Here is a 21,191-nt window from a genome sequence, read left to right on the forward strand (position 1 = left end):
GGGTCACTCCGAGACGCTGAGGCCGCGCGACTCGAGATCGGCGACTCCGGCGGCCTGCGCGATGTCGAGCGCTTCGAGGAAGGTCTGCTGGCCCGCGACCACCTTCGCGAACTCGTCGAGGAGCGCGGTCTGGATCGTGCCGTAGTTGGGACCCTCGACCCAGGTGTCCGGAGTCTGCTTGGCGGACTCGATGAAGACGTCGTTGATGACCTGGCCGCCGTAGAACTCGGATTCCTGTCGCAGCGCAGGCGATTCCAGCCCGTTCGTGGTGGAGGGGAAGAGTCCGCCGACGGTGATCAGTGCTTCCTGCGTGTCGTCCGAACCGTTCAACCAGGCCGCGAACTTCGCAGCGGCCTCGGCGTTCTCGGTGTTCTTCAGAACGACGACGGCCGCACCGCCCGAGTCGCCGGAGTTCTCGGAGCCAGCGTTCTTCGGCATAGAGGCGACACTCCACTTATCGGTGAGGTCTGCGGCGTTCTCGGCGAGGATGCTGGGGAACCACGCGGCGTAGGTGATCGTCGCGATCTTCCCGCTGTTGACGAGAGCCCAGTATTCGGGCGTCCACATCAGCTCGGTGGTGACGAGGTCCTCGTCGAGGAGGGTCTGCCAGCGTTCTGCGACGAGCTGGCTGCCCTCGTCGTTCACTCCGACAGTCCAGGCATCGCCGTCGATTCCGTACCAGCTGCTCTCCGCCTGCTGGATCTCCTGCGCCCACTGACCGATCTCCCCCGGAGAGAGGTTCGCGATGTGCAGATCGGGGTTCGCGGCCTTCAGGGTGCGAGCAGCCTCGAGGTACTCGTCCCACGTCTCCGGGAATTCAAGTCCGTACTCGGCAAAGATGTCGGTGCGGTACATGGTTCCGGCGGGGCCGATTCCCTGAGGGATGCCGAAGACGCGACCGTCGAACGAGACAGCCGACCAGGAGGCCGGGGTGTAGTCGTCGGCATATTCGGAGACATAATCGGTGATGTCGACCACGCGCTCGGTGATCACGTATTCCGGCAGCGTGTGGGTCGAGAGCTGAACCAGATCCGGGCCCTGGCCGGCGTCGACCGCGGCCTCGACCTTCTGCCCGTCGTCGCCGGTCATCCGGTGGAAGTCGACCTGGATTTCCTCATTCTCGTCGTTCCACTGGGCGACGAGGTCTTCGAGTCCAGGGACCCAACCCCAGAAGTCGATCGTCACGGGTTCGCCCGCGGCGTCATCGGCAGACCCTCCTGCGCAGGATGCGAGAGCGGAGACGGCGAGCGCGGGAGCGAGCAGCGCGGCGGCCCAACGTGCGGCGGTCCGCTTGCGGTGGCGGATCGATGTCATGGGACGGTTCCTTTCAGACGGCGGTGTCGGTGACCCAGGGGGCTTCATCGCCAGGAGGAGCCGGGTCGAAGGGTGTTGGTGCTATTTTGTGTTGTGCTGAAACATAAAGTCAAGCGAGAATCGGAAATTGATCCGATGTATGTCGAGGAGGAACGATGCCATTGACCGACCTGCCCCTGGAGCAGCTGCGCGAATACCGACCCGAGGTGGCCGAGCCGGTCGACTTCGACAGCTTCTGGCAGCGGACGGTGGACGAGGCGCGCGCGGCCGGAGACGAAGCGACTCTAGTGCCGGCGCGGACGCCGATCCGAGAACTCATCGTCGAGGATCTGACGTTCCCCGGGTTCGACGGAGAGCCGGTGCGGGCCTGGGTCACACGTCCTCGTGCCGCCGGCCCTCTTCCGGTCGTCATCGAGTACAACGGGTACAACGGCGGGCGCGGACTCGCGGGTGAGAAGCTCCAGTGGGCCGCTGCCGGATTCGTCCACGTCTTCATGGACACGCGGGGCCAGGGGAGTGGGTGGGGCACCGGCGGAGATACGCCTGACCCGCACGGTTCCGGAGCGTCCGTGCCTGGGTTCATGACTCGCGGCATCGGCGATCCGATGGACTACTACTATCGTCGACTGTTCACAGACGGTGTGCGTCTGATCGATGCGGTGCGCCTGATGCCCTTCGTCGACACGACTCGCATCGCCGTCTCCGGCGCGAGCCAGGGCGGGGGGATCGCCTTGGCAGTGGCCGCACTCGTTCCCGATCTCGTCGCAGTGATGCCTGATGTCCCGTTCCTGTGCCACTTCCGTCGATCGGTGCAGCTCACGCCCGATCAGCCGTTTCAGGAGATCACGCGATATCTCGCGGTGCATCGGGATCAGGACGAGCGCGTCTTCCACACGCTCTCGTACTTCGACGGAGTCAACTTCGCGCGTCGCATCACGGCCCCGACGCTTTTCTCGGTCGCGCTGATGGACGGGATAGTCCTGCCGTCCAGCGTCTTCGCCGCCTTCAATCACCTCGCGGCCGAGGAACGCGAGATCACCGTGTACGAATACAACGGACATGAGGGTGGCCAGACCCATCAGTGGGTCAGACAGGCCGAGTGGCTCGCTTCTCGACTCGTTCCCTGATGACGGCGACGTCGCCAGCGGGCAGGGCGAACTGTCCGTCTGCGCACTCTCCTGAGATCAGATCCGTTCCATCGGCCGGGACGACTGCATCCGCGGTGCCGTGATTGATCAGGAACAGCCACGAGCCGTCGGCGGAGACCCTTCTGACCGCTTCGATGTCGTCGGAGGAGGGGAGGCGGCGCGCGAGCCCCGCGTCGCTCGTGATGCGGTCGACCAGGTCGTCGAACCCTGCGCCGACGAGGCCTGAGATGTGCCAAGCCGCTCCGGCGCCGACGGTGCGGCGCGTGATCGCCGGCAGTCCGTCGAGATCGCCGCCTCGGTGGACCTCGACCACGTCGGCCGTCGTCGTTCTGAGACGTGCGGAGATGTCGGCCATCTGCGCACCCGACGACAGGAGCAGCTGTTCACCGTCGAGCAGGGGCACCAGCTCCTCCCCGACGACACCCAGCATGTCTCGGAACGCCCCGGGATACCCCCCGACCCGGATCCGGCTGTCGGCGTCGACGATGCCCGAAAGCGGACCGATGACCACGGTCGATCCGCCTCGGACCGCGGCCTCGATCGCAGCAGCCGCGGCGTCGGTGACGAGGTAGAGCGACGGAACGACGATGAGTGAGCGTCCTGCGAGGTCGGAAGAGGGCGGAACGACGTCAGGCCCGAACCCGCGTGCAGAGAGGACGTCGAACCAGTGTCGGGCGTCCTCGTGGATCGGATGATCGTGCAGGGGTTTCTGCCCCGCCTGCCAGGCCCAGAGCGAGATGTCGTCGACGAGGATCGCGACCTCGGATCTCTCGCCGAGGCTTCCTGTCAGTTCGTCGAGCTGCGCGAGCCGCCGGCCGAGCTCGACCACCTCCCGCCATTGCCTCGAATCGCTGCCGGCGTGCGGCACCATGGCCGAGTGGAACTGCTCGGCCCCGGAAGCCGAAGCCCGCCATTGGAAGAACAGCGCTCCATCCGAGCCATGGGCGATGTGCTGGAGGCTGTTGCGGATCATCTCGCCCGGCGACTTGGGTGCGTTGCGTCGTTGCCAGTTCACCGCGGAGGTGGAGTGCTCCATCACCAGCCACGGACGAGAGGGGTCGAGACCGCGCGTGCGACTGGCGACGAACGCCAGCTCCCGTTCCCTGCGGGGGTCCTCGGCGATCGTGTAGTGGTCGATCGCGACCACGTCCAGATCCTCGGTCCACGACGAGTAGTCCGCGACGCTCCCCGAGGGAGACACCATGAGATTCGTGGTGATGGGCGTGGTGACTCCTGCATCGCGCAGCGCATCGCGCTCGAGTCTGAACTGTCCGAGCAGCGCATCCGAGCTGAAACGATCGAAGTCGAGGAGCAGAGACGGATTCTGTGCGGACTCGCTGTCGAGGGGAGCAGTCACGTCGTCGAAACGGCGGTAGCGGTGCCCCCAGAACGCTGTTCCCCAGGCGGAGTTCACGGCGTCGATGTGTTCGTATCTGTTCTCGAGCCACACGCGGAATGCCGAAGTAGAGGCCGCGCAATAGCAACGACGGTTCCCGCCCCCCAGCTCGTTGCTGACGTGCCACATCGTCACCGATGGGTGAGCGCCGTAGCGCTCACCGAGGCGCTCGGCGATCCGTCGCGCATATCGGTGCCACACCGGATGACTGGGACACCACTGAAGGCGTCCACCCTGGTGATATCTGATTCCTCGTCGGTCGACGGGGAGGATCTCCGGATGTTCCCTGTGCAACCAGATGGGTGGGGAGGCGGTCGGCGTCGCGAGGTCGATCGAGATGCCTTCGTTCGAGAGGAGGTCGATGATGCGGTCGAACCAGTCCCAGTCCCACCGGTCGTCATCCACTTCCAACAGCCCCCACGAGAAGACCCCTAGGGTGACGATGTTGATCCCGGCCTCGCGCATGAGGATGACGTCTTCGCGCCAGACCGACTCGGGCCACTGCTCGGGGCTGTAGTCGCCGCCGAAGAGAACCGATCGGGGAGAGAAGCGGGAATGATGCGACATCGGATCCTCGGCGAGTCAGAGCACGAGTCGGACCGCACTGACAGCGGCCGCCCAAGCGTAGTCTGCGAACTGGAAAGGGTGCAGGTCTATCGGCGGGGCTTCAGCCGCCGGGTCGAGTGCCTCAGCGACAGCGGCGTTGAGAAGTTCTGGAGAGGCGGCCGCGATCGGCAAGCCCTCGCCGGTGATGATCACCTTCTCGATGTCGACGATCGAGACGAGGTTCGCGATGACCACTCCGAGCGCTCTGAGCGCAGCGCCGACGACGACGGAGCATTCCTCGTCGCCCTCGGAGGCCCGACGGAGTATCTCCTCGAACGGGAGCCCCCCGACCGCGCGCTCCACTGCCGGGATCGTCACGAACGCCGAGACGCATCCCACATGCCCGCGGTCACAGGTCGGCCCCGAGTCGGAGACGCGCAAGTGTCCGACTTTGCCCGGATGTCCGTGTGCTCCTCTGATGGGCTCGTCGCCCACGACGAGGCCTGCGCCGATGCCCGCTCCCAGCCCGATGAGAGCGAGCGAACGTGCCCCCTTGCCCGCGCCGAACCAGTGATGGGCGGCCGTGAGTGACTGCACATCGTTGCCGATCTCGGTCGCCAGCCCCGTGCGGGCTCTGACGAGGTCGGCGAGGGGGACGTTCTCCCAGCCCAGGAAGTGCGATCCGATTATTCGTCGATGTCCCTCCGCTCCGACCACGTCACCCGCCAGGCATACCCCGACGGCCGAGATCCGGGGGTGGGCGGGCTTCATCTCCTCGAGTACGCGGCCGATGAGATCGACGACATCTACGATCTCACGGGACGGCAGTGGATGCTCCATGGTGTCGATGACAGTCGCCGAAAGGTCGACGACGGCGGCGTAGAGCGCGTCGCCGGTGAGCTTGAAGCCCGCGAACTGGGCGGCGTCCGCGCGCACTCGAAGGGTCTCCGAAGGGCGTCCGCGCCCGGGGCGTGCCTGTGCCTCGCCTTCGGTCACGAAGCCCAGATCGACAAGATCCCGCGACAGTCGCGAGAGCGATGCGCGGGACATCCCGGTGCGGTGCGCCAGCTCCGCGCGTGAACGCGATCCGTGCATGAGGACCTCGAGCAGTACGCTGCGTTGCGCATCATGCAGGGTCGGCCAGGACCAACTCGGCGTGTGAAGCATGATGAGAGCTTAGCGCCGTGCGGCGCTATTTTGTTTCAGCGCGGTATGAAATAGACGACCGAGGGCGACGAGGCCTCGATGGGGGAGGGGATTCGAGACCCCGCCGCCGGTCTACGAAGTGATGCGGATCTGGGCGATGACCTCTGAGTACTCGGTCTCGCCGACCGGAGTGAACCCGACACGCAGGAAGAACGCCTCGGGGCCGTCTTCTCCGGCCTCGTAGATGACGTTGACGTGGTCGAAACCGCGGTCACTGGCCTCTTCGATCAGGCTCTCGACCGCGAAGCGTCCGACGCCCTTGCCCTGGCCCTCCGCGTCGACATTGATGCGCCACAGCACCGAGCGGAAGTGCTCCTCCGGAGCTTCGGCGTCGAAGTTCGCGCTGACGAAACCGACGACCTGGTCGTCTTCGAGAACGACCCGCTGCCAGGAGGTCTGCGGGTTGATGACGGTGGCCGCGATGCCGTAGGACACCGGAGCGAGGAACTGCTCCTGTCCGGGCTTGAGCGACAGGTTGTTCACGGCGACGATCGTCGCAGCGGAGAGTTCGACCATGCGCAGTTCGGACATAGTCACAGGCTAGCCCCTCCCAGGGGTCCCGTGCAGAAACCTCGACTTTCGTCAGGGGTGCCCTCGCGCGGAATGCCGGAAGTCGATGTCAGCGCCTCCTCGCGGCGAACGTGCGCCGGGAGCGCCTCAGGTATCTTGGTATCGAGACAAATTTGCCCTCGCGAACGGAGAACCTCCTGGTGACCGACGACGCCATCATCTACACCTACACGGACGAGGCTCCGGCTCTCGCCACCGCCTCCTTCCTGCCGATCATCAAGGCCTACACGGGGCAGGCGGGCATCGAGGTCGAGACCCGCGACATCTCGCTCGGCGGACGCATCCTCGCCGCATTCCCGCAGAAGCTCACGCCCGAGCAGCAGGTCGGCGACTCTCTCGCCGAGCTCGGCGGACTCGCCACGCTCCCCGAGGCGAACATCATCAAGCTGCCGAACATCTCGGCCTCGATCCCGCAGCTCAAGGGCGCGATCGCCGAGCTCCAGGCTCAGGGCTACGACATCCCCGACTTCCCGGACGAGCCGACCTCCCTCGAGGAGAAGGACGTCCGCGCTCGCTACGACCGCATCAAGGGATCCGCGGTCAACCCCGTGCTGCGCGAGGGCAACAGCGACCGCCGCGCGCCTCTGGCGGTCAAGAACTACGCCAAGAAGCACCCGCACCGCAACAAGCCGTTCGCGGAGGGGTCGAAGACCCGCGTCGCGACACTCGGCCACGATGACTTCAAGCACAACGAGCGCTCCTGGGTCGCGGCCCACGACGATGTCCTGAGCTTCCGTCACACCGCCGCCGACGGCACCGTGACGATCCTCAAGGAGGGGCTGAAGGTTCTCCCGCGCGAGATCATCGACGCCACGTTCCTCTCGGCCGCGCACCTCGACGCCTTCCTCGCCGAGACGATGGAGACGGCGAAGAACGACGACATCCTCTACTCGGTGCACCTCAAGGCCACGATGATGAAGGTCAGCGACCCGATCATCTTCGGCCATGTCGTGAGGGTGTTCTTCGCGGACGTGTTCGCTCAGTACGGTGACAAGCTCGCTGAAGCGGGCCTCAACCCGAACGACGGTCTCGGATCGATCCTCTCGGGTCTGGGCGGCATCGCCGGCGGCGAAGAGATCGCCGCAGCCTTCGACCGCGCGCTCGCCGAGGGCCCGCGCGTCTCGTACGTGAACTCCGACAAGGGCATCACGAACCTGCACGTGCCCAGCGACGTGATCGTCGACGCCTCCATGCCTGCGCTCGTCCGCAATGGCGGCAAGCTGTGGGGCGAAGACGGCGGCGAGGCCGACACCCTCGCGGTCATCCCGGACTCCTCGTACGCGAGCGTCTACCAGGCCGTCATCGACGACGTGATCGCGAACGGCCCGCTCGACCCCGCCACGATCGGAACCGTGCCGAACGTGGGCCTCATGGCCCAGGCTGCCGAGGAGTACGGCAGCCACGACAAGACCTTCGAGATCGCTGCTCCCGGCAAGGTCCAGGTCCTCGACAGCGAAGGCACCGTGCTGATCGAGCACGAGGTCGGCGCCGGCGACATCTGGCGCGCGACGCAGACCAAGCACATCCCGGTCATGGACTGGGTGAAGCTCGCCGTCACGCGTGCTCGCGCGTCGGGAGTGCCTGCGGTGTTCTGGCTCGATGCCAACCGCTCGCACGACGCGCAGATCATCGCCAAGGTGCACCAGGGGCTCGCGACACTCGACACCAAGGGGCTCACGATCACGATCCTCGCCCCCGAGGAGGCCACTCGCTACACGCTCGCGCGCATGCGTCACGGCCTCGACACCATCTCGGTGACGGGCAACGTGCTGCGTGACTACCTCACCGACCTGTTCCCGATCCTCGAGGTCGGCACCAGCGCCAAGATGCTGTCGATCGTGCCGCTGCTCGCGGGTGGCGGTCTGTTCGAGACCGGTGCCGGCGGCTCTGCGCCCAAGCACGTGCAGCAGCTCGTGGAGGAGAACTACCTGCGCTGGGACTCCCTGGGCGAGTTCTTCGCGCTCGCCGCATCGCTCGAGCACTTCGCAGACCGCACGGGCAACGAGAAGGCCCGCGTCCTCGCGGAGACGCTGGATGCCGCCACCGGCACCTTCCTCGAAGAAGACCGCTCTCCCGGTCGCGCTCTCGGGACGATCGACAACCGCGGAAGCCACTTCTACCTGGGGCTGTACTGGGCGCAGGAGCTCGCTGCGCAGACGAAGGACCCCGAGCTCGCGGCGTCGTTCGCGCCGATCGCCGCCACGCTCGCGGAGAACGAGGAGAAGATCGTCTCCGAGCTCAACGAGGTGCAGGGCAAGCCCGTCGAGATCGGCGGCTACTACCGTCCTGACGACGCTCTGGTCGAAGCCGTCATGCGCCCGTCCACGACGCTGAACGGCATCGTCGACGCACTGAGCTGACACGGAACGACGAAGGAGGGGCCGGATGCGCGAGCATCCGGCCCCTCCTTCATTCGCATATAGACCGCCTCCGACTATGCGGCGCGGCTGTTCACGCGGACGTGCCGCACGTGGTCAGTTCTGAACCGTGACCTCGAGGCCCAGAGGCGACCACTCGTAGACGTAGCGCGCGACATCGATCGGCATGTTCACGCAGCCGTGGCTGCGCGGGTTGCCGAAGTCGTTGTGCCAGTAGGTGCCGTGGAAGCCCTCGTCGCCGTTGAAGTACGTGACCCACGGGACATTCGGCGTCTCGGTGATCGACCCATCCGGCTCACGGCTCTTCATGTCCTGCTCGCGGAGGTGTGCGTAGACCCGGAAGTTGCCTGTGTCTGTCGGCGTGGTCGACTTTCCTGACGAGATCTTCCAGGATCTGACCGCGACATCGTTCTCGTAGAGCGTGGTGGTCTGCGAGCTGAGGTCGACGACGATGTTGCGCTTCAGATTGACGGACTCGAACGGCGTCTCGGCGACCTCGATGGGGAAGACGCCCTCACCGGACTCCAGATCCGCCGCGACATCGGATGCGAGGCTCGAGGTGTCGCCGATCGCGCGGCCGTTGGTTCCCTCGGCGACGGTACGAAGGATCTCGCCACCGGAGTCGACGATGTTCGTCGCGTTGACCGGTTCCCGGTTGACAGCTGCCGGAAGGGCGTCGACCGTCGCTTGGATCGCCGCCTCATCTGCGACGATGCTCAGCTCGCCATCCTCATCGACGACCGAGAACCAGGTCGAGGCGGTGGCGGGGTCGACGGGAACGGTGCGCTCTTCGCCGACGTAGAAGCCGATCGAACCCAGCATCGTGTTGAGTGAGGTGGCGAATGCCGTGGCATCTTCATCGGTCACGGCAGGGGCCGCTTCGGCCGGGGCGCCGGAGAACTCGAGACTCTTGCCGCCATCCGCGATCGTCGCGACGATCGCGGCGGTGAGCCCGTCGACGTCTACGGCCGTGCCGGGTGCCGAAGGTGTGATCGCATAGCCTCCGCCTGCGGCGTCGAAGACGACACCGGCGTCCACCGGGTCTTCGAAGCTCGCCGGCACTGCTTCGCGCAGCGTGGATTCCGCCTGTGCGGGGTCGAGAGCGATGTCACCGGCGACGGGGTCGCCCATCCATGCGGTGACGTTCCAGAGCGGACGCTCCGCGAAGGCCGCGTCGGCGAGTGCGCTCGCGTCGATCGTGGCGCCGAGGTCGGCTCCGGTCAGGACGATGTCGTCGCCGGCTCCGGTGAGAGTCACCTCGGTCTCGGCCACATGAGCCTGGATGGTCTCGGCGGCAGCTCCGGGAGTGAGCCAGCCGACGGGGATCCCGGCGACTGTGGTGCCCGGGGCGATCAGGATCATCGATGCGGCGCCTGCGCCGAGGGCAAGGGCACCCACGCCGAGACCGATCCACAGTCCGAGGCGCTTCTTCTTGGGTGCGGGTTCGTTCGGTGCCCAGGCGAGCTCCCGGTCGCCGTTGCTCGGCGGCTGGGAGTCTGTGGGAGCATCGCCGGAGTCGCCGGGCGCGACGTTGTGCAGCTGGTCACCGGAGGCGGTCGCCTCGGTCAGCTTCTCGGTCTTCGCATCCTGCGCTGAGATCAGATCGGTCACGAACATCACCCCCCGGTTTCTCGCGTGTCCTTACCGATATGCTACGCGATCGCATATAACGGGGAGGCAACGGTCCGTGGAGCTGTGGAGATCTCGCTCGCGTCAGTCGGCGACGACCGCGAGGCCGTCGATCTCGACGAGCATCTCCTCACGCGGGAGACCGGTGAAGACGGTGGTGCGCGACGGCAGGATGCCACTGGTCGTGTGCGCGGTCACGAAGGCGCCGTAAGCGTCGTTCATGATCGCGAAATCCTCGCGCTTGGTCAGGTACACGCGGAGCATCACGACATCGTCGAACGTCGCGCCCGAGGCCTCGACGATCGCCTTGACGTTCTCGAGGGTGCGCGTGGTCTGAGCCGCGACATCGCCCGGGAAGAGATACTCGTTCGTCTGGGGATCGACGGGGCCCTGGCCGGAGACCTGCACGATCGGTCCCTTGCGGATGCCCTGCGAGAAGGTGTGGGCGGGGGCGGGGGCGGCGTCGGTCGACACTCGGATCTTCGCGGTCATGAAGCCAGCCTAGTAGCCTTGTTAGATGCCTCTACAAATCCCGGATCCTGTTCTCGGCACCTGGGCGAAGGGTTTCCCTTCGCGATCCGCGGGGCTCCGACTCTCACAGGTCGCCGGGGCCGGCCTGCACCTGTCCGACCTCGTGACTCCGGTGCTGACAGTGCATGAGGCCGCGCTCGCGCACAACGAATCGACCGTCTTCGCGTGGGCGGATCAGCAGGGCGTGCTCCTCGCGCCGCATGGCAAGACGACGATGGCGCCGGCGCTCTGGCAGCGACTGCTCGATGCGGGAGCGTGGGGCATCTCGGTGGCCACGCCGTGGCAGGCCGAGGTCGCCGTCGAGGCAGGAGTCGCCACCGTGCTCATCGCGAACTCCGTCACGGACGGCGCGGCCGCACGCCATCTGGGCGAGCTGCTGGCTGCGGATCGCGATCTACGCATCCTGTGCTGGGCGGACTCCGTCGACACGGTCGGCATCCTCGCAGACGCGCTCAGGGACGCCGACCGCCCGCTCGATGTGCTCGTCGAGCTCGGCGGCAGCGGCGGCCGCACCGGCGCCCGCAGCGTCGAAGAGGGCGAGCGCATCGCGCAGGCGATCCTCGCGTCGCCGGGTCTGCGGCTCGCCGGCGTCACGGGCTACGAGGGTCCGTTCGGCCCCGACCGGGAAGACGCATCTGTCGCGGCGGTCGACGCCTACTTGTCGACGCTGGTCGACCTTCATCGACGTCTTGCATACCCGTCCGATGTCCGCCCCGTGCTCAGCGCAGGGGGCAGCGCTTTTCCCGACCGGGCTGCGGCGATTCTCGCCCCGCACCGCGACGACGCCGACATCGTGCTGCGATCAGGAGCGTTCCAGATCCACGACGACGGATTCTATTCGCGCATGTCGCCGTTCGGCCCGCTGACGTCGACGGCGCCTCTGCGATCTGCCATGCATGCCTGGTCGCGCGTCGTCTCTCATCCCGAGCAGGGGCTCGCACTCCTCGACGCAGGGCGTCGCGACGTGCCGTTCGACCTCGACCTGCCCGTGCCTCAGTCGGTCGACGGGCGGATCACGGCCCTCAACGACCAGCATGCGTTCCTCGACCTCGCGGACGGCGCGAGTGTCGCCGTCGGCGACGTCGTGCGCCTCGGCTTGTCGCACCCGTGCACGGCCTTCGACAAGTGGCGCGTGGTGGCGGTGATCGACGACCCGGATGCGGCGGATCCACGCGTGATCGGAGCGGTCGCGACATGCTTCTGAGCACGGAGAAGCCGGTGCGGGTCTACCGAGGGGCCACGGTGGTCGACGGCACCGGCGCCGAGAGGTTCGTCGCGGATGTCGCCGTCGAGGGATCGCGCATCGTGGCGGTGATTCGCGACGGCGACGAGAGCACCCTCGAGCTGCCGGCGGATGCGGTCGAGATCATCGCCACGGGGCTGGTGCTCGCCCCCGGCTTCATCGACATGCACGCGCACAGCGAGTTGGCCGTGCTGCAGGGTGCCGCGCACGACGCCAAGATCCTGCAGGGTGTCACGACGGAGGTGCTCGGCCAGGACGGACTCGGCTACGCGCCGCTCGACGATGCCGCAGCAACGGTGATCCCCGCTCAGATCGCCGGCTGGAACGGCATGCCCACCACTGCCCCCTGGCGCTCGATGGGTGATCTGCTCACCGCGATCGATGAGTTGTCTGTGGGAAACGCCGCAGTCCTGGTGCCTCAGGGCAACCTGCGGATGATGGTGGTGGGCCACGAGAATCGCGCGGCCACAGCCGAGGAGATCGCGACGATGTCCAACGTTCTCGGCGAGGCGCTCGACGCGGGAGCGTTCGGGATGTCGAGCGGACTGACCTATACCCCGGGCATGTACGCCGACACCGCCGAACTCGAGGCGCTCTGCCGGGTCGTCGCTGAGCGCGGTGGGTACTGGGCGCCGCACACCCGAAGCTACGGAGGGGGCGCCCTCGACGCCTATCGAGAGGCGCTCGACATCGGCCGCCGCACGGGGTGTCCGATCCATCTGACGCACGCGACAATGAACTTCGCACCGAACCGCGGGCGCGCGGCGGAACTGCTGGCGCTCGTGGACGAGGCCCTCGACGATGGCGTCGACGTCACCCTCGACACCTACCCCTACCTGCCCGGCGCGACGACACTGGCCGCCCTGCTTCCGAGCAGGCTCGCCGAGAGCGGCGACCTGCTGGCCACGCTCGCCGCCCTCGACGCGGCAGGGCGCGAGTCGGTGCGCGTCGAGCTCGAGGAGATCGGCTGCGACGGATTCCACGGCGAACGCGCCGACTGGTCGGCGATCCAGATCTCCGGAACATCTTCGCCCGGCCTCGCAGACCTCGTGGGGCGCACCGTCGACGAGATCGCCTCATCGTCTGGCAGACGCGCCGTCGACGTCGTGCTGGACACGATCCTCGAGGATGGCGGAGCGACCGGCATCCTCATGCACATCGGCGACGAGGACAACGTCCGCGAGATCATGCGGCACCCGCGGCACTGCGGTGGCAGCGACGGGATCCTGATCGGCGCCCGACCTCACCCGCGAGGGCGAGGAACCTTTCCCCGCTATCTCGGGCACTACGTGCGCGAGCTCGGGGTCCTCTCCCTCGAACAGGCCGTTCGGCATCTGTCCGGCACGCCGGCGATGCGACTGGGCCTCGACAGGGGTGACGCGCCCCGAGGCGTGATCCGAGAGGGAGCGACAGCCGATCTGGTGCTGTTCGACCCTGAGACCGTCGCGGCGGGGGCGACCTTCGACGCACCGCATCGGGCGCCGATCGGGATCGAGGAGGTGCTCGTCGGCGGTGTGCCTGTGGTGCTCGAGGGCCGCGCGTCCGGCGCGACACCGGGTCAGGCTCTGACCATGGCGCCCGCGGCGCATCGCGCGCCCGTCCCGAACATCCGATCGGTGATCGACCCGGCCGTCGCTCCCTTCGAATGGACGGCTCGCACGCAGGTCGTCGCTCCTGCGGAGCTCGCCGTGAGTGCATCGCGTCTCGGCAACCCTCGCGGGGCCACGGACGCGACCCCCGCGATCACCCTGCGTCTCGACGAGGCCCTCGCTCACGAGCCGTTCGCCCGAGAGCGTGTCGGCGAAGAGGCCTTTCGTGTCACAGTCGCCGCCCACGGGATCGAGGTCGCGGGTGCCGCTCCGGCCGGTGTGTTCAGGGGCGTCACCCTGCTGCGGCAGCTGCGCGAGCCGGGCGCTGATCGTCTGCGGATCCCCGCAGGGGTCTGGGAGTCAGCGCCCGCCTATACCTGGCGGGGTGTGATGCTCGATATCGCGCGGCACTTCCGTCCCGTCGAGGATCTGCAGCGGCTCGTCGATCTGATGGCCGACCATCACCTCACGCATCTGCACCTGCACCTCACCGACGACCAGGGCTGGCGCTTCGAGGTGCCAGGGTTCCCGCGTCTGACCGAAGTGGGCGCTCGCCGCGAGGAGACGCAGCTGGGTCATGGCCCGGCTGCCACCGTCGAGACGGGGCTGCACGAGGGGCACTACACGGATGCCGAGCTGCGCGGCCTGGTCGCGTACGCCGCCGAGAGATTCGTGACGGTCGTGCCGGAGGTCGAGCTGCCGGGGCATATCCAGGCGGGTCTCGCCGCATATCCCGAGCTCGGCAACACGGACGTCGGCGAGCCCGTGGCGGTGCCGTGGTCGCGTTTCGGCGTGAACCCACGGACTCTCGCCCCGACGAACGACGCTCTCGCCTTCGGACGAGCTGCGATCGACGCGCTGTGCGATCTCTTCGATTCTCCGTGGATCGGCATCGGCGGAGACGAGGTCCCTGTGACCGAGTGGGCGCAGAGCGCCGCTGCGCGAGAACGGATGCACGAGCTCGGTCTCGCGACTCCGCGTGACGTGCAGCCGTGGTTCACGGCTCAGTTCGTGGCGCACGTCCGCAGTCGCGGACGCACCGCCCTCGCCTGGGACGAGGTGCTCGAGGGCGATGTCCCCGACGGAGTGGAGGTACTCGCGTGGCGGGGCCCTGTCGCCATGAGGGAGGCGCTGCGGCGTGGCATCCCCGTGATCGCGTGCCCCGACCTCGAGGTGTATCTGGACTATCCCCAGTCGGAGTCGGGCGAGGAGCCGATCAGGGTCGGGCCACCGCTGCCGATAGAGCGAGCGTATGCGCTGCGCGTCGAGGACGGCGCGTCCGGCGGGCAGGCCAACGTGTGGACCGAGCACCTTCCGACGAGAGACCGGGTCGACTTCGCGATGTTCCCCCGCCTCGCCGCGATCGCCGAGCGGCTGTGGGACGGCGGCGCACCTCCCGCGTACGACGGGTTCGCCCGCAGACTTCCGACCCACCTCAGACGCCTGGACGAGTCGGGGGTGCGGTATCGTCCTCTCGACGGTCCGACGCCGGCGCAGAGGCGTCCTGGAGTGCCGGGGAAGCCTCTCACTCGTGAGGCGCGAGAGGAGATCGTGGCCGGCCTCGTGGAGCATCTGTCGGGCTCTCCGGACACCGCCGGCGGGGTACTCTCGGCATAATGTAACGTTTCCGTAACCCTCCCTGTGCTAACTGTGGCAGGGGTTGCGAAATTTTTGTTCGTAAGGTCTACTAACAAACATGTCCGTATCGGATGGATCGCGTCCTTCGACGTCGCCAGATTACGTCGCCGCGAGCGCGCACGCCTTCGGCCCAGGGCGCCACCTGCGCTCTCGATCGAAGGTGCTCCCGGAGCACGCTCGGGGCCACAATCGTGCCCTCGTTCTGCAGACTCTTTACCATTCGGGTGCGATGAGCCGAGCGGACCTCTCGCGAGAGACCGGCCTGACGCGAGTCACGATCTCGGACCTCGTCGCCGAGTTCATCGCCGACGGGATCGTCGTCGAGATGGGAGTGCGCGAGACGGTCGGACCCGGCAAGCCTCCGATCCTCATCGACATCGACCGCGTCGGTCATCAGATCATCGGGCTCGATCTCTCGGGGCCCCACGCGTTCGTGGGCGCTCTGCTCAGTCTCGACGGCGACGTGCTCGAGCGCCGCGAAGTGCCACGACCTGAGAGCGCAGACGGTGACGCCGCTTATGCCGCCACCCTCGAACTGGCGCGCGCGCTCGCGGAGACCGCCACACAACCCATCCTCGGCGTCGGAATCGGCAGCCCCGGCGTCGTGCGTCCAGACGGCGTCGTGCTCAGCTCGCCCAACCTGGGGTGGAGCAACCTGCCGCTCGAGGCGAAGCTCGGCATCGATCTCGATCTGCCGGTGCTCGTGCGCAACGACGCCAATGCCGCAGTGCTCGCCGAATACACTTTCGGCGAGGCGAAGGCCGACTTCATGCTCATCAAGATCGGTCGAGGAGTCGGCGCAGGAGTCATCACCGGCAGCCAACCGCTTCTCGGCAGCCGCTTCGCCGCGGGAGAGATCGGGCATGTCGTGGTGGGCACAGACGGCGGGCCGCGCTGCGCGTGCGGCAAGGACGGCTGCCTCGAAGCCTGGTTGAGCGAGACGAGACTGCGCCCGGCCATCGCAGCCGATCCCGACTCGCGCGAGGAGATCCTCCGTGATGCCGGCACTCGCATGGGCATCGCGATAGCCCCGATCGTCGCGGCCCTGGACCTGTCCGAAGTCGTGCTCTCGGGTCCGGAGGACCTGCTCGACGGCGTGCTGATCGACGCCGCGGTCGAGACGCTGCATGCGCGCACGCTCGAGGGCGTCTTCGAGGATGCGCTCATCCGCCGCACGCGCCAGGACGACATCGTCCTGCGCGGCGCCGCTGTGATGGTGCTCTCCAGTCAGCTGGGCGTCTCGTGAGCCACGTTCGCGGAAGCGACCGCGACCTCGAGATGACGCTGAGCAGGAACTCCATCCGATGACGGATGCGATCACCGTCGGCCTGTCCGGTCGGCCCATTCGAGTGGGCCTGGACGTCGGCGGAACCAAGATCGATGCCGTGGCCGTGTCGCCCGACGGAGACATCCTCGCGCGCCTGCGCCGTCCGACAGGATGGGGCGAGGATGCGGTCGTCGTCAGCATCCTCGATGCCGTCGACGCTCTCGCCTTCGAAGGAGGGTTCGCCCGATCCGCCGTCGAATCGGTGGGCGTCGGCATCCCCGGGCTCGTCGACGCAGATACGGGCCGAGTCCTCCACGCCGTGAACCTCGGCGTCGAGTCGCTGGATCTCGCCGGTCTCGCCGGTCGGCAGCTGGGGATCCCGGTCCGCGTCGAGAACGACGTGAAAGCGGCCGCGCTCGGTGCGGCCGTGCTGCGTGGCGTCGACGGCTCCATGGCCTACCTGAACCTCGGCACGGGTGTCGCTGCCGGCATCGTCGTCGACGGCACGATCTGGCGTGGCGCGCGAGGAACCGCCGGCGAGGTCGGTCACCTCTCGGTCGACCCGAACGGTCGGCTCTGCGGCTGCGGGCAGCGCGGATGCATCGAGACCTTCTGCGGCGGTGGCGCGCTCGCCCGCGCCTGGAATCGGCCGGGGCCTCTGCCGGTGCGCGACATCCTCGACGCGGCCGACGCGGGCGACGAGCGCGCCGCCGGTCTGCGCGCAGACCTGTTCCACGGCGCAGCTGCGGCGGTGCGGGCCCTCGTGCTCTCTGCAGACGTCGAACGAGTGATCATCGGCGGCGGCCTCACCTCGCTCGGAGAGCGACTCTACGCGGGCATTCGCGGCGCGTTGCAGTCGGGCGCCGAGGCCTCGCCCTTCATGCGTTCGCTGCACCTGGACGACAGGATCGAACTGCTCCCTGCCGGCTCTCCCGCCGCGGCCTTCGGGGCTGCGGTCGTCGGCGCAACCACCCCCTCTAAGGAGATCGTTTCCCATGGCTGAAGTCGTCATCGTCGAGAACGCAGAAGCAGCGGGCGCACTGGTCGCCGCCGAGATCGTCGAGCTGATCGACCGGCGTGCGGATGCCGTGCTCGGCCTCGCCACCGGCTCGACGCCTCTTCCTGTATACAAAGCCCTGCGCGAGAAGCTCGTCGGTCGTGATGTCTCGCAGGTGCGCGGTTTCGCGCTCGATGAGTACGTCGGAATCGACCCGGCTCATCCCGAGAGCTATCGCTCGGTCATCACCCGCGAGGTCGTGGAGCCCCTCGGGCTCGACCCGCGTCGGATCCATGTGCCCAACGGCGCACAGGACACGATCCAGCATGCGGGCGACGATTACGAGACCGCCATCGAAGCCGCCGGGGGAGTGGACCTGCAGATCCTCGGCATCGGCACCGACGGGCACATCGGGTTCAACGAGCCGGGGTCGTCATTCGCCTCGCGGACACGCGTCAAGACGCTCACGGTGCAGACGCGTGAAGACAACGCCCGTTTCTTCGACTCGATCGACGATGTGCCGAAGCACTGCATCACCCAGGGTCTGGGAACGATCCTGCGTGCGCGTCATCTCGTGCTGCTCGCCTTCGGCGAGGGCAAGGCGCAGGCGGTCGCGGATGCCGTCGAAGGGCCGCTGTCGGCCATCCTCCCCGGTTCAGCCATCCAGCTGCATCCGCATGCCACCGTCGTCGTCGACGAAGCCGCCGCGTCGCGCCTCAGGCTCGCCGACTACTACCGCTACACCTACGCCAACAAGCCGAGCTGGCAGGGCATCTGACCCGATCGGCGCTCAGGGGATCGTCGCAGGCCACGCGAGCGGGAGCAGGTGCTCGAGGCTCAGCGGCGCCAGCGGCAGTGTCGCGACGTCGGCGGGAGTGATCCACCGCAGCTCGGCGAGTTCGGCCTGCGGGGATACCGCTGCGGCGGCGATGGACACCGAGAACGCATCGGCCACGACCCGGTGACCCGGCTCGTTCGCCGCTTCGGAGACGAACGTGCCGAGAGGCTCGAGGTCGGCCTCGTCCAGGCGCAGCCCGAGCTCTTCGTACAGCTCGCGGATCAGTGTCTGCGAGGGCGTCTCACCGGCTTCGGGCTTGCCGCCGGGCTGCATGAAGCGCGTCGTGCCCTGTTTGCGGACCACCAGCACTCTTCCGGCGTCGTCGACGATGACCGCCGCGCTGACGTGGATGTCAGGCATCGGGCGCGAAGACCTTGCCGGGGTTCAGGATGCCGAGCGGGTCGAACACCCGGGTGATCTGACGCTGCAGCTCCCATTGGTCGTCTCCGAGCTCGTCGGCCAGCCACCGGCTCTTCAGCGTTCCGATCCCGTGCTCGCCGGTCAATGTGCCGCCGAGCGCGATCGCGGCCCGGAACAGCTCGTCTGCGGCGGCCCAGACCGCGGCGGGAGGTGTGGCGCCCTCGAAGATGAAGTTCGGATGCAGGTTGCCGTCTCCCGCGTGCGCCACCGTAGGAATGGTCATCGAGTAGGCCTTCTCGATGCGAGCGATCTCGTCGAACATCGCCGGCATCGCGCTGCGCGGAACCGACACGTCTTCGATGAGCGTCGTGCCGAGAGCGGACATCGCAGGGTGCATCGCTCGGCGGATCGCCAGCAGGCGCTCGCCTTCGTCACGATCGTGCGAGACCTGCGTCACACCGTGATGCGCCGTCAGGATCTCGGCGATCGTCGTCGCCTCGGAGACGGCGGCCGGGCCATCGGTCTGAATCGTCAGCTGAGCGCTTCCGGCTGCGGGCGAGGGCAGCTCCAGCAGGGCGGCGACCGCGGCGAGGCTGGCGGAGTCCATCAGTTCCATGATCGCCGGCTGCGCGCCGGAGGCGGTGACGGCGGCGGATGCGGATGCCGCTGCGCGCACGTCGGGGAAGATCGCCGTCACGGTGCAGGTGGTTCCCTCGATGAGTCGGCGAAGCTTCAGGGTCGCGCCGACGACCACGCCGAGAGTGCCCTCGGAGCCGATCACGAGAGAGGTGAGGTCGAGTCCTGTCACACCTTTGACGCTGCGGTGGCCGAGGCGCATCAGACGGCCGTCTGCGAGCACCAGGTCGACCCCGAGGACTGCGTCCTTCACGACGCCGTACTTCGCGCAGAGCAGCCCGCCGGCCCCGGTGGCGATGTTGCCGCCGACGGTCGAGATCGCGCGACTGGCGGGATCGGGGGCCCACCAGAGGCCGTGCTCTGCCAGCACGTCGTTGAGGTCGGCGTTGAGGATGCCGGGTTCGACCACTGCGAGCAGGTCATCTGCTCGGATCTCATGGATCGCGGTCATCCGGCGGGTGGAGAGGACGATCTCGCCCTCGCCGCCGTTCGCCGCTCCGGCGAGGCCTGTGCCGGCCCCGCGCACCACCACCGGGGTCTCGGTGCGGGTGGCGATGCGCATCACTGTCTGGACGTGTTCGACGGTTTCGGCGTGCACGACTGCGAGCGGCTGACCTGGAGATGCGTGCCCTGAGCGGTCGGCGCGGGCCTCTTCGAGGATCGCGGCATCGGTGTCGACGATGTCGCCGAGTGCGGCGATGAGCTGGTCGAGAGCGCTCATCGGATGCGACGCCGCCCGCTCACCACACCGGCTCCGACGGCGACCACGGCGAAAGCGGTGCCGATGATCGGCTGATCCATCAGCCACCACGCGATCGTCACACCGACGTAGATCAACAGCTCGACGACGACCCGCAGGAACGGGTGCAGACGCAGCACGGGCCGCGGGGAGAGGAAGAGCGCCCAGACGAGGATCACGACGATGGGAGCCCCGATGCCGATGACGACGTTCCACGGGAACGGCCACATCGCGAATCCCCACAGCGCGAGCGTGCCCACGGCGACGATCAGGACCACCGACCGGACGATGTCGAGGGGAGTGATGCTGGGGCGGTCGACGCCGGGGACGGAGGCGGGATCCTGGGACATGGATCCAGTCTATTCGCCGCCGATGGTGGGTCAGAGCGCGGGGACAGCCTCGTCTGCGGCGGGTGCGACCTCGTCGACGCTGGGCGCAGCCTCATCGACCGGCGCGGCCTCTTCCTCGACCGTCGGCTCCATCGGAGGAGCAACTTCCGCCGGAGTGGAGGGCTCGATGGGAGCGGCAGGTTCGGGAGCCGGGGTCTCGGGCGTCACTTCTGCATTCGGAGCCTCGACCGGACTCGCGGGTGCGGTCTCGTCCGGGGCGGCGGGCGCGGCCTCGTCTGTCGGCTCTGGTGCGGGCATGACCGTGTCGTCCGGTGTCGGCACTACGGTCGTGGTCTCGACGGGATCGTCGGCCGGTGCACCGCACGCGCGCGCAAGCAGGACGGATTCGAGGGTCACCCCGAGTGCCGAGAGGCTGGTGGTGACCGGCAAGACCGGACCGGCCGCCGTCACATAGTGGATCTCGACAGTTGCTCCGAGGATGATCTGCACGAGTCCCGGGCGCAGCTCGATCGTCCCGGTTCCGGCGTCGCTCAGCGATGTGCTGCCGGCGCCGCCGTGACTGCCGCCGAGCAGGGCCTCGATGCCGGCGCCCGGGTCACCGGACACGTCCAGGGTCACGTAGGTGATCGCTCGAGCATCGAGACAGACGTCTGCGAGGCGCACCACCAGCGGGGTCGCAGGTGCCGCCGGTTCTCCGGGGGTCTCGCCGCCGGGGGTTTCTTCTCCGGGGGTCTCGCCGCCGGGGGTTTCTTCTCCGGGGGTCTCGCCGCCGGGGGTTTCTTCTCCGGGGGTCTCGCCGCCGGGGGTTTCTTCTCC

General features: G+C 67.8%; 16 protein-coding genes and 1 pseudogene. 7 read left to right on the plus strand and 10 right to left on the minus strand.

Annotation, left to right across the window (positions count from 1 at the left end; all coding sequences use genetic code 11):
- Nucleotides 1-3: 3 nt before the first annotated feature.
- Nucleotides 4-1,314: an ABC transporter substrate-binding protein gene (locus tag ACIOU8_RS09820; RefSeq protein ID WP_400788611.1), complete on the minus strand. Its 1,311-nt coding sequence runs from the start codon at nt 1,312-1,314 to the stop codon at nt 4-6.
- A 155-nt stretch (nt 1,315-1,469) separates the two neighbouring features.
- On the opposite strand from ACIOU8_RS09820, the gene ACIOU8_RS09825 reads away from it, so the two are divergent.
- Nucleotides 1,470-2,441: an acetylxylan esterase gene (locus ACIOU8_RS09825; RefSeq protein WP_400788613.1), complete on the plus strand. Its 972-nt coding sequence runs from the start codon at nt 1,470-1,472 to the stop codon at nt 2,439-2,441.
- Here ACIOU8_RS09825 and ACIOU8_RS09830 read toward each other — a convergent pair.
- From ACIOU8_RS09830 to ACIOU8_RS09840, 3 genes are all read right to left on the minus strand, one after another.
- Nucleotides 2,401-4,425, minus strand: coding sequence for a beta-galactosidase (locus tag ACIOU8_RS09830; RefSeq protein ID WP_400788615.1), 2,025 nt, complete (start codon nt 4,423-4,425; stop codon nt 2,401-2,403). The genes ACIOU8_RS09825 and ACIOU8_RS09830 overlap by 41 nt on opposite strands.
- A 15-nt stretch (nt 4,426-4,440) precedes the next feature.
- Nucleotides 4,441-5,571 carry an ROK family protein gene (locus ACIOU8_RS09835; protein WP_400788617.1) on the minus strand — a complete coding sequence of 377 codons (1,131 nt, stop codon included), beginning with the start codon at nt 5,569-5,571 and terminating at the stop codon, nt 4,441-4,443.
- A 111-nt stretch (nt 5,572-5,682) separates the two neighbouring features.
- Complete coding sequence (locus ACIOU8_RS09840) at nt 5,683-6,141, minus strand: GNAT family N-acetyltransferase (RefSeq protein WP_400788620.1); 459 nt, start codon at nt 6,139-6,141, stop codon at nt 5,683-5,685.
- Between the two features lie 179 nt (nt 6,142-6,320).
- Here ACIOU8_RS09840 and ACIOU8_RS09845 point away from each other — a divergent pair, with 179 nt between their 5' ends.
- A complete protein-coding gene (locus ACIOU8_RS09845) occupies nt 6,321-8,540 on the plus strand; it encodes an NADP-dependent isocitrate dehydrogenase (RefSeq protein WP_400788622.1) in 2,220 nt (739 codons plus the stop codon).
- A gap of 114 nt (nt 8,541-8,654) precedes the next feature.
- Here ACIOU8_RS09845 and ACIOU8_RS09850 read toward each other — a convergent pair whose 3' ends face one another.
- On the minus strand, nt 8,655-10,175 hold the full coding sequence (locus tag ACIOU8_RS09850; protein ID WP_400788802.1) for a L,D-transpeptidase family protein: 1,521 nt from the start codon (nt 10,173-10,175) through the stop codon (nt 8,655-8,657).
- Between the two features lie 96 nt (nt 10,176-10,271).
- Nucleotides 10,272-10,679: a RidA family protein gene (locus tag ACIOU8_RS09855; RefSeq protein WP_400788624.1), complete on the minus strand. Its 408-nt coding sequence runs from the start codon at nt 10,677-10,679 to the stop codon at nt 10,272-10,274.
- A gap of 25 nt (nt 10,680-10,704) precedes the next feature.
- Here ACIOU8_RS09855 and ACIOU8_RS09860 point away from each other — a divergent pair, with 25 nt between their 5' ends.
- From ACIOU8_RS09860 to nagB, 5 genes are all read left to right on the plus strand, one after another.
- Nucleotides 10,705-11,922, plus strand: coding sequence for an alanine racemase (locus ACIOU8_RS09860; protein ID WP_400788627.1), 1,218 nt, complete (start codon nt 10,705-10,707; stop codon nt 11,920-11,922).
- On the plus strand, nt 11,913-15,167 hold the full coding sequence (locus ACIOU8_RS09865; RefSeq protein ID WP_400788630.1) for a family 20 glycosylhydrolase: 3,255 nt from the start codon (nt 11,913-11,915) through the stop codon (nt 15,165-15,167). The genes ACIOU8_RS09860 and ACIOU8_RS09865 overlap by 10 nt, the downstream gene beginning before the upstream one ends.
- A 79-nt stretch (nt 15,168-15,246) precedes the next feature.
- A complete protein-coding gene (locus ACIOU8_RS09870) occupies nt 15,247-16,434 on the plus strand; it encodes an ROK family protein (protein WP_400788633.1) in 1,188 nt (395 codons plus the stop codon).
- A 58-nt stretch (nt 16,435-16,492) separates the two neighbouring features.
- Complete coding sequence (locus tag ACIOU8_RS09875; protein WP_400788636.1) at nt 16,493-17,458, plus strand: ROK family protein; 966 nt, start codon at nt 16,493-16,495, stop codon at nt 17,456-17,458.
- Nucleotides 17,451-18,230 (plus strand): glucosamine-6-phosphate deaminase, encoded by a 780-nt coding sequence (gene nagB / locus ACIOU8_RS09880; RefSeq protein WP_400788638.1) that lies wholly within the window; start codon nt 17,451-17,453, stop codon nt 18,228-18,230. Before ACIOU8_RS09875 ends, nagB begins: the two co-directional genes overlap by 8 nt.
- Before the next feature lie 12 nt (nt 18,231-18,242).
- Here nagB and ACIOU8_RS09885 read toward each other — a convergent pair whose 3' ends face one another.
- The 4 genes and pseudogenes from ACIOU8_RS09885 to ACIOU8_RS09900 all read right to left on the minus strand — a co-directional run.
- Entirely contained in the window at nt 18,243-18,650 is a 408-nt protein-coding gene (locus tag ACIOU8_RS09885) for an NUDIX domain-containing protein (RefSeq protein ID WP_400788641.1), read from the minus strand.
- Nucleotides 18,643-20,007 (minus strand): FAD-binding oxidoreductase, encoded by a 1,365-nt coding sequence (locus ACIOU8_RS09890; RefSeq protein ID WP_400788643.1) that lies wholly within the window; start codon nt 20,005-20,007, stop codon nt 18,643-18,645. Before ACIOU8_RS09890 ends, ACIOU8_RS09885 begins: the two co-directional genes overlap by 8 nt.
- Complete coding sequence (locus ACIOU8_RS09895) at nt 20,004-20,375, minus strand: YrdB family protein (RefSeq protein ID WP_400788646.1); 372 nt, start codon at nt 20,373-20,375, stop codon at nt 20,004-20,006. Before ACIOU8_RS09895 ends, ACIOU8_RS09890 begins: the two co-directional genes overlap by 4 nt.
- A 30-nt stretch (nt 20,376-20,405) precedes the next feature.
- Nucleotides 20,406-21,191, minus strand: a pseudogene (locus tag ACIOU8_RS09900) (hypothetical protein); the annotation flags it as partial.

Origin of the sequence: Microbacterium sp. NPDC087589 (genome assembly GCF_044743635.1) — a bacterium.
GTDB lineage: Bacteria > Actinomycetota > Actinomycetes > Actinomycetales > Microbacteriaceae > Microbacterium.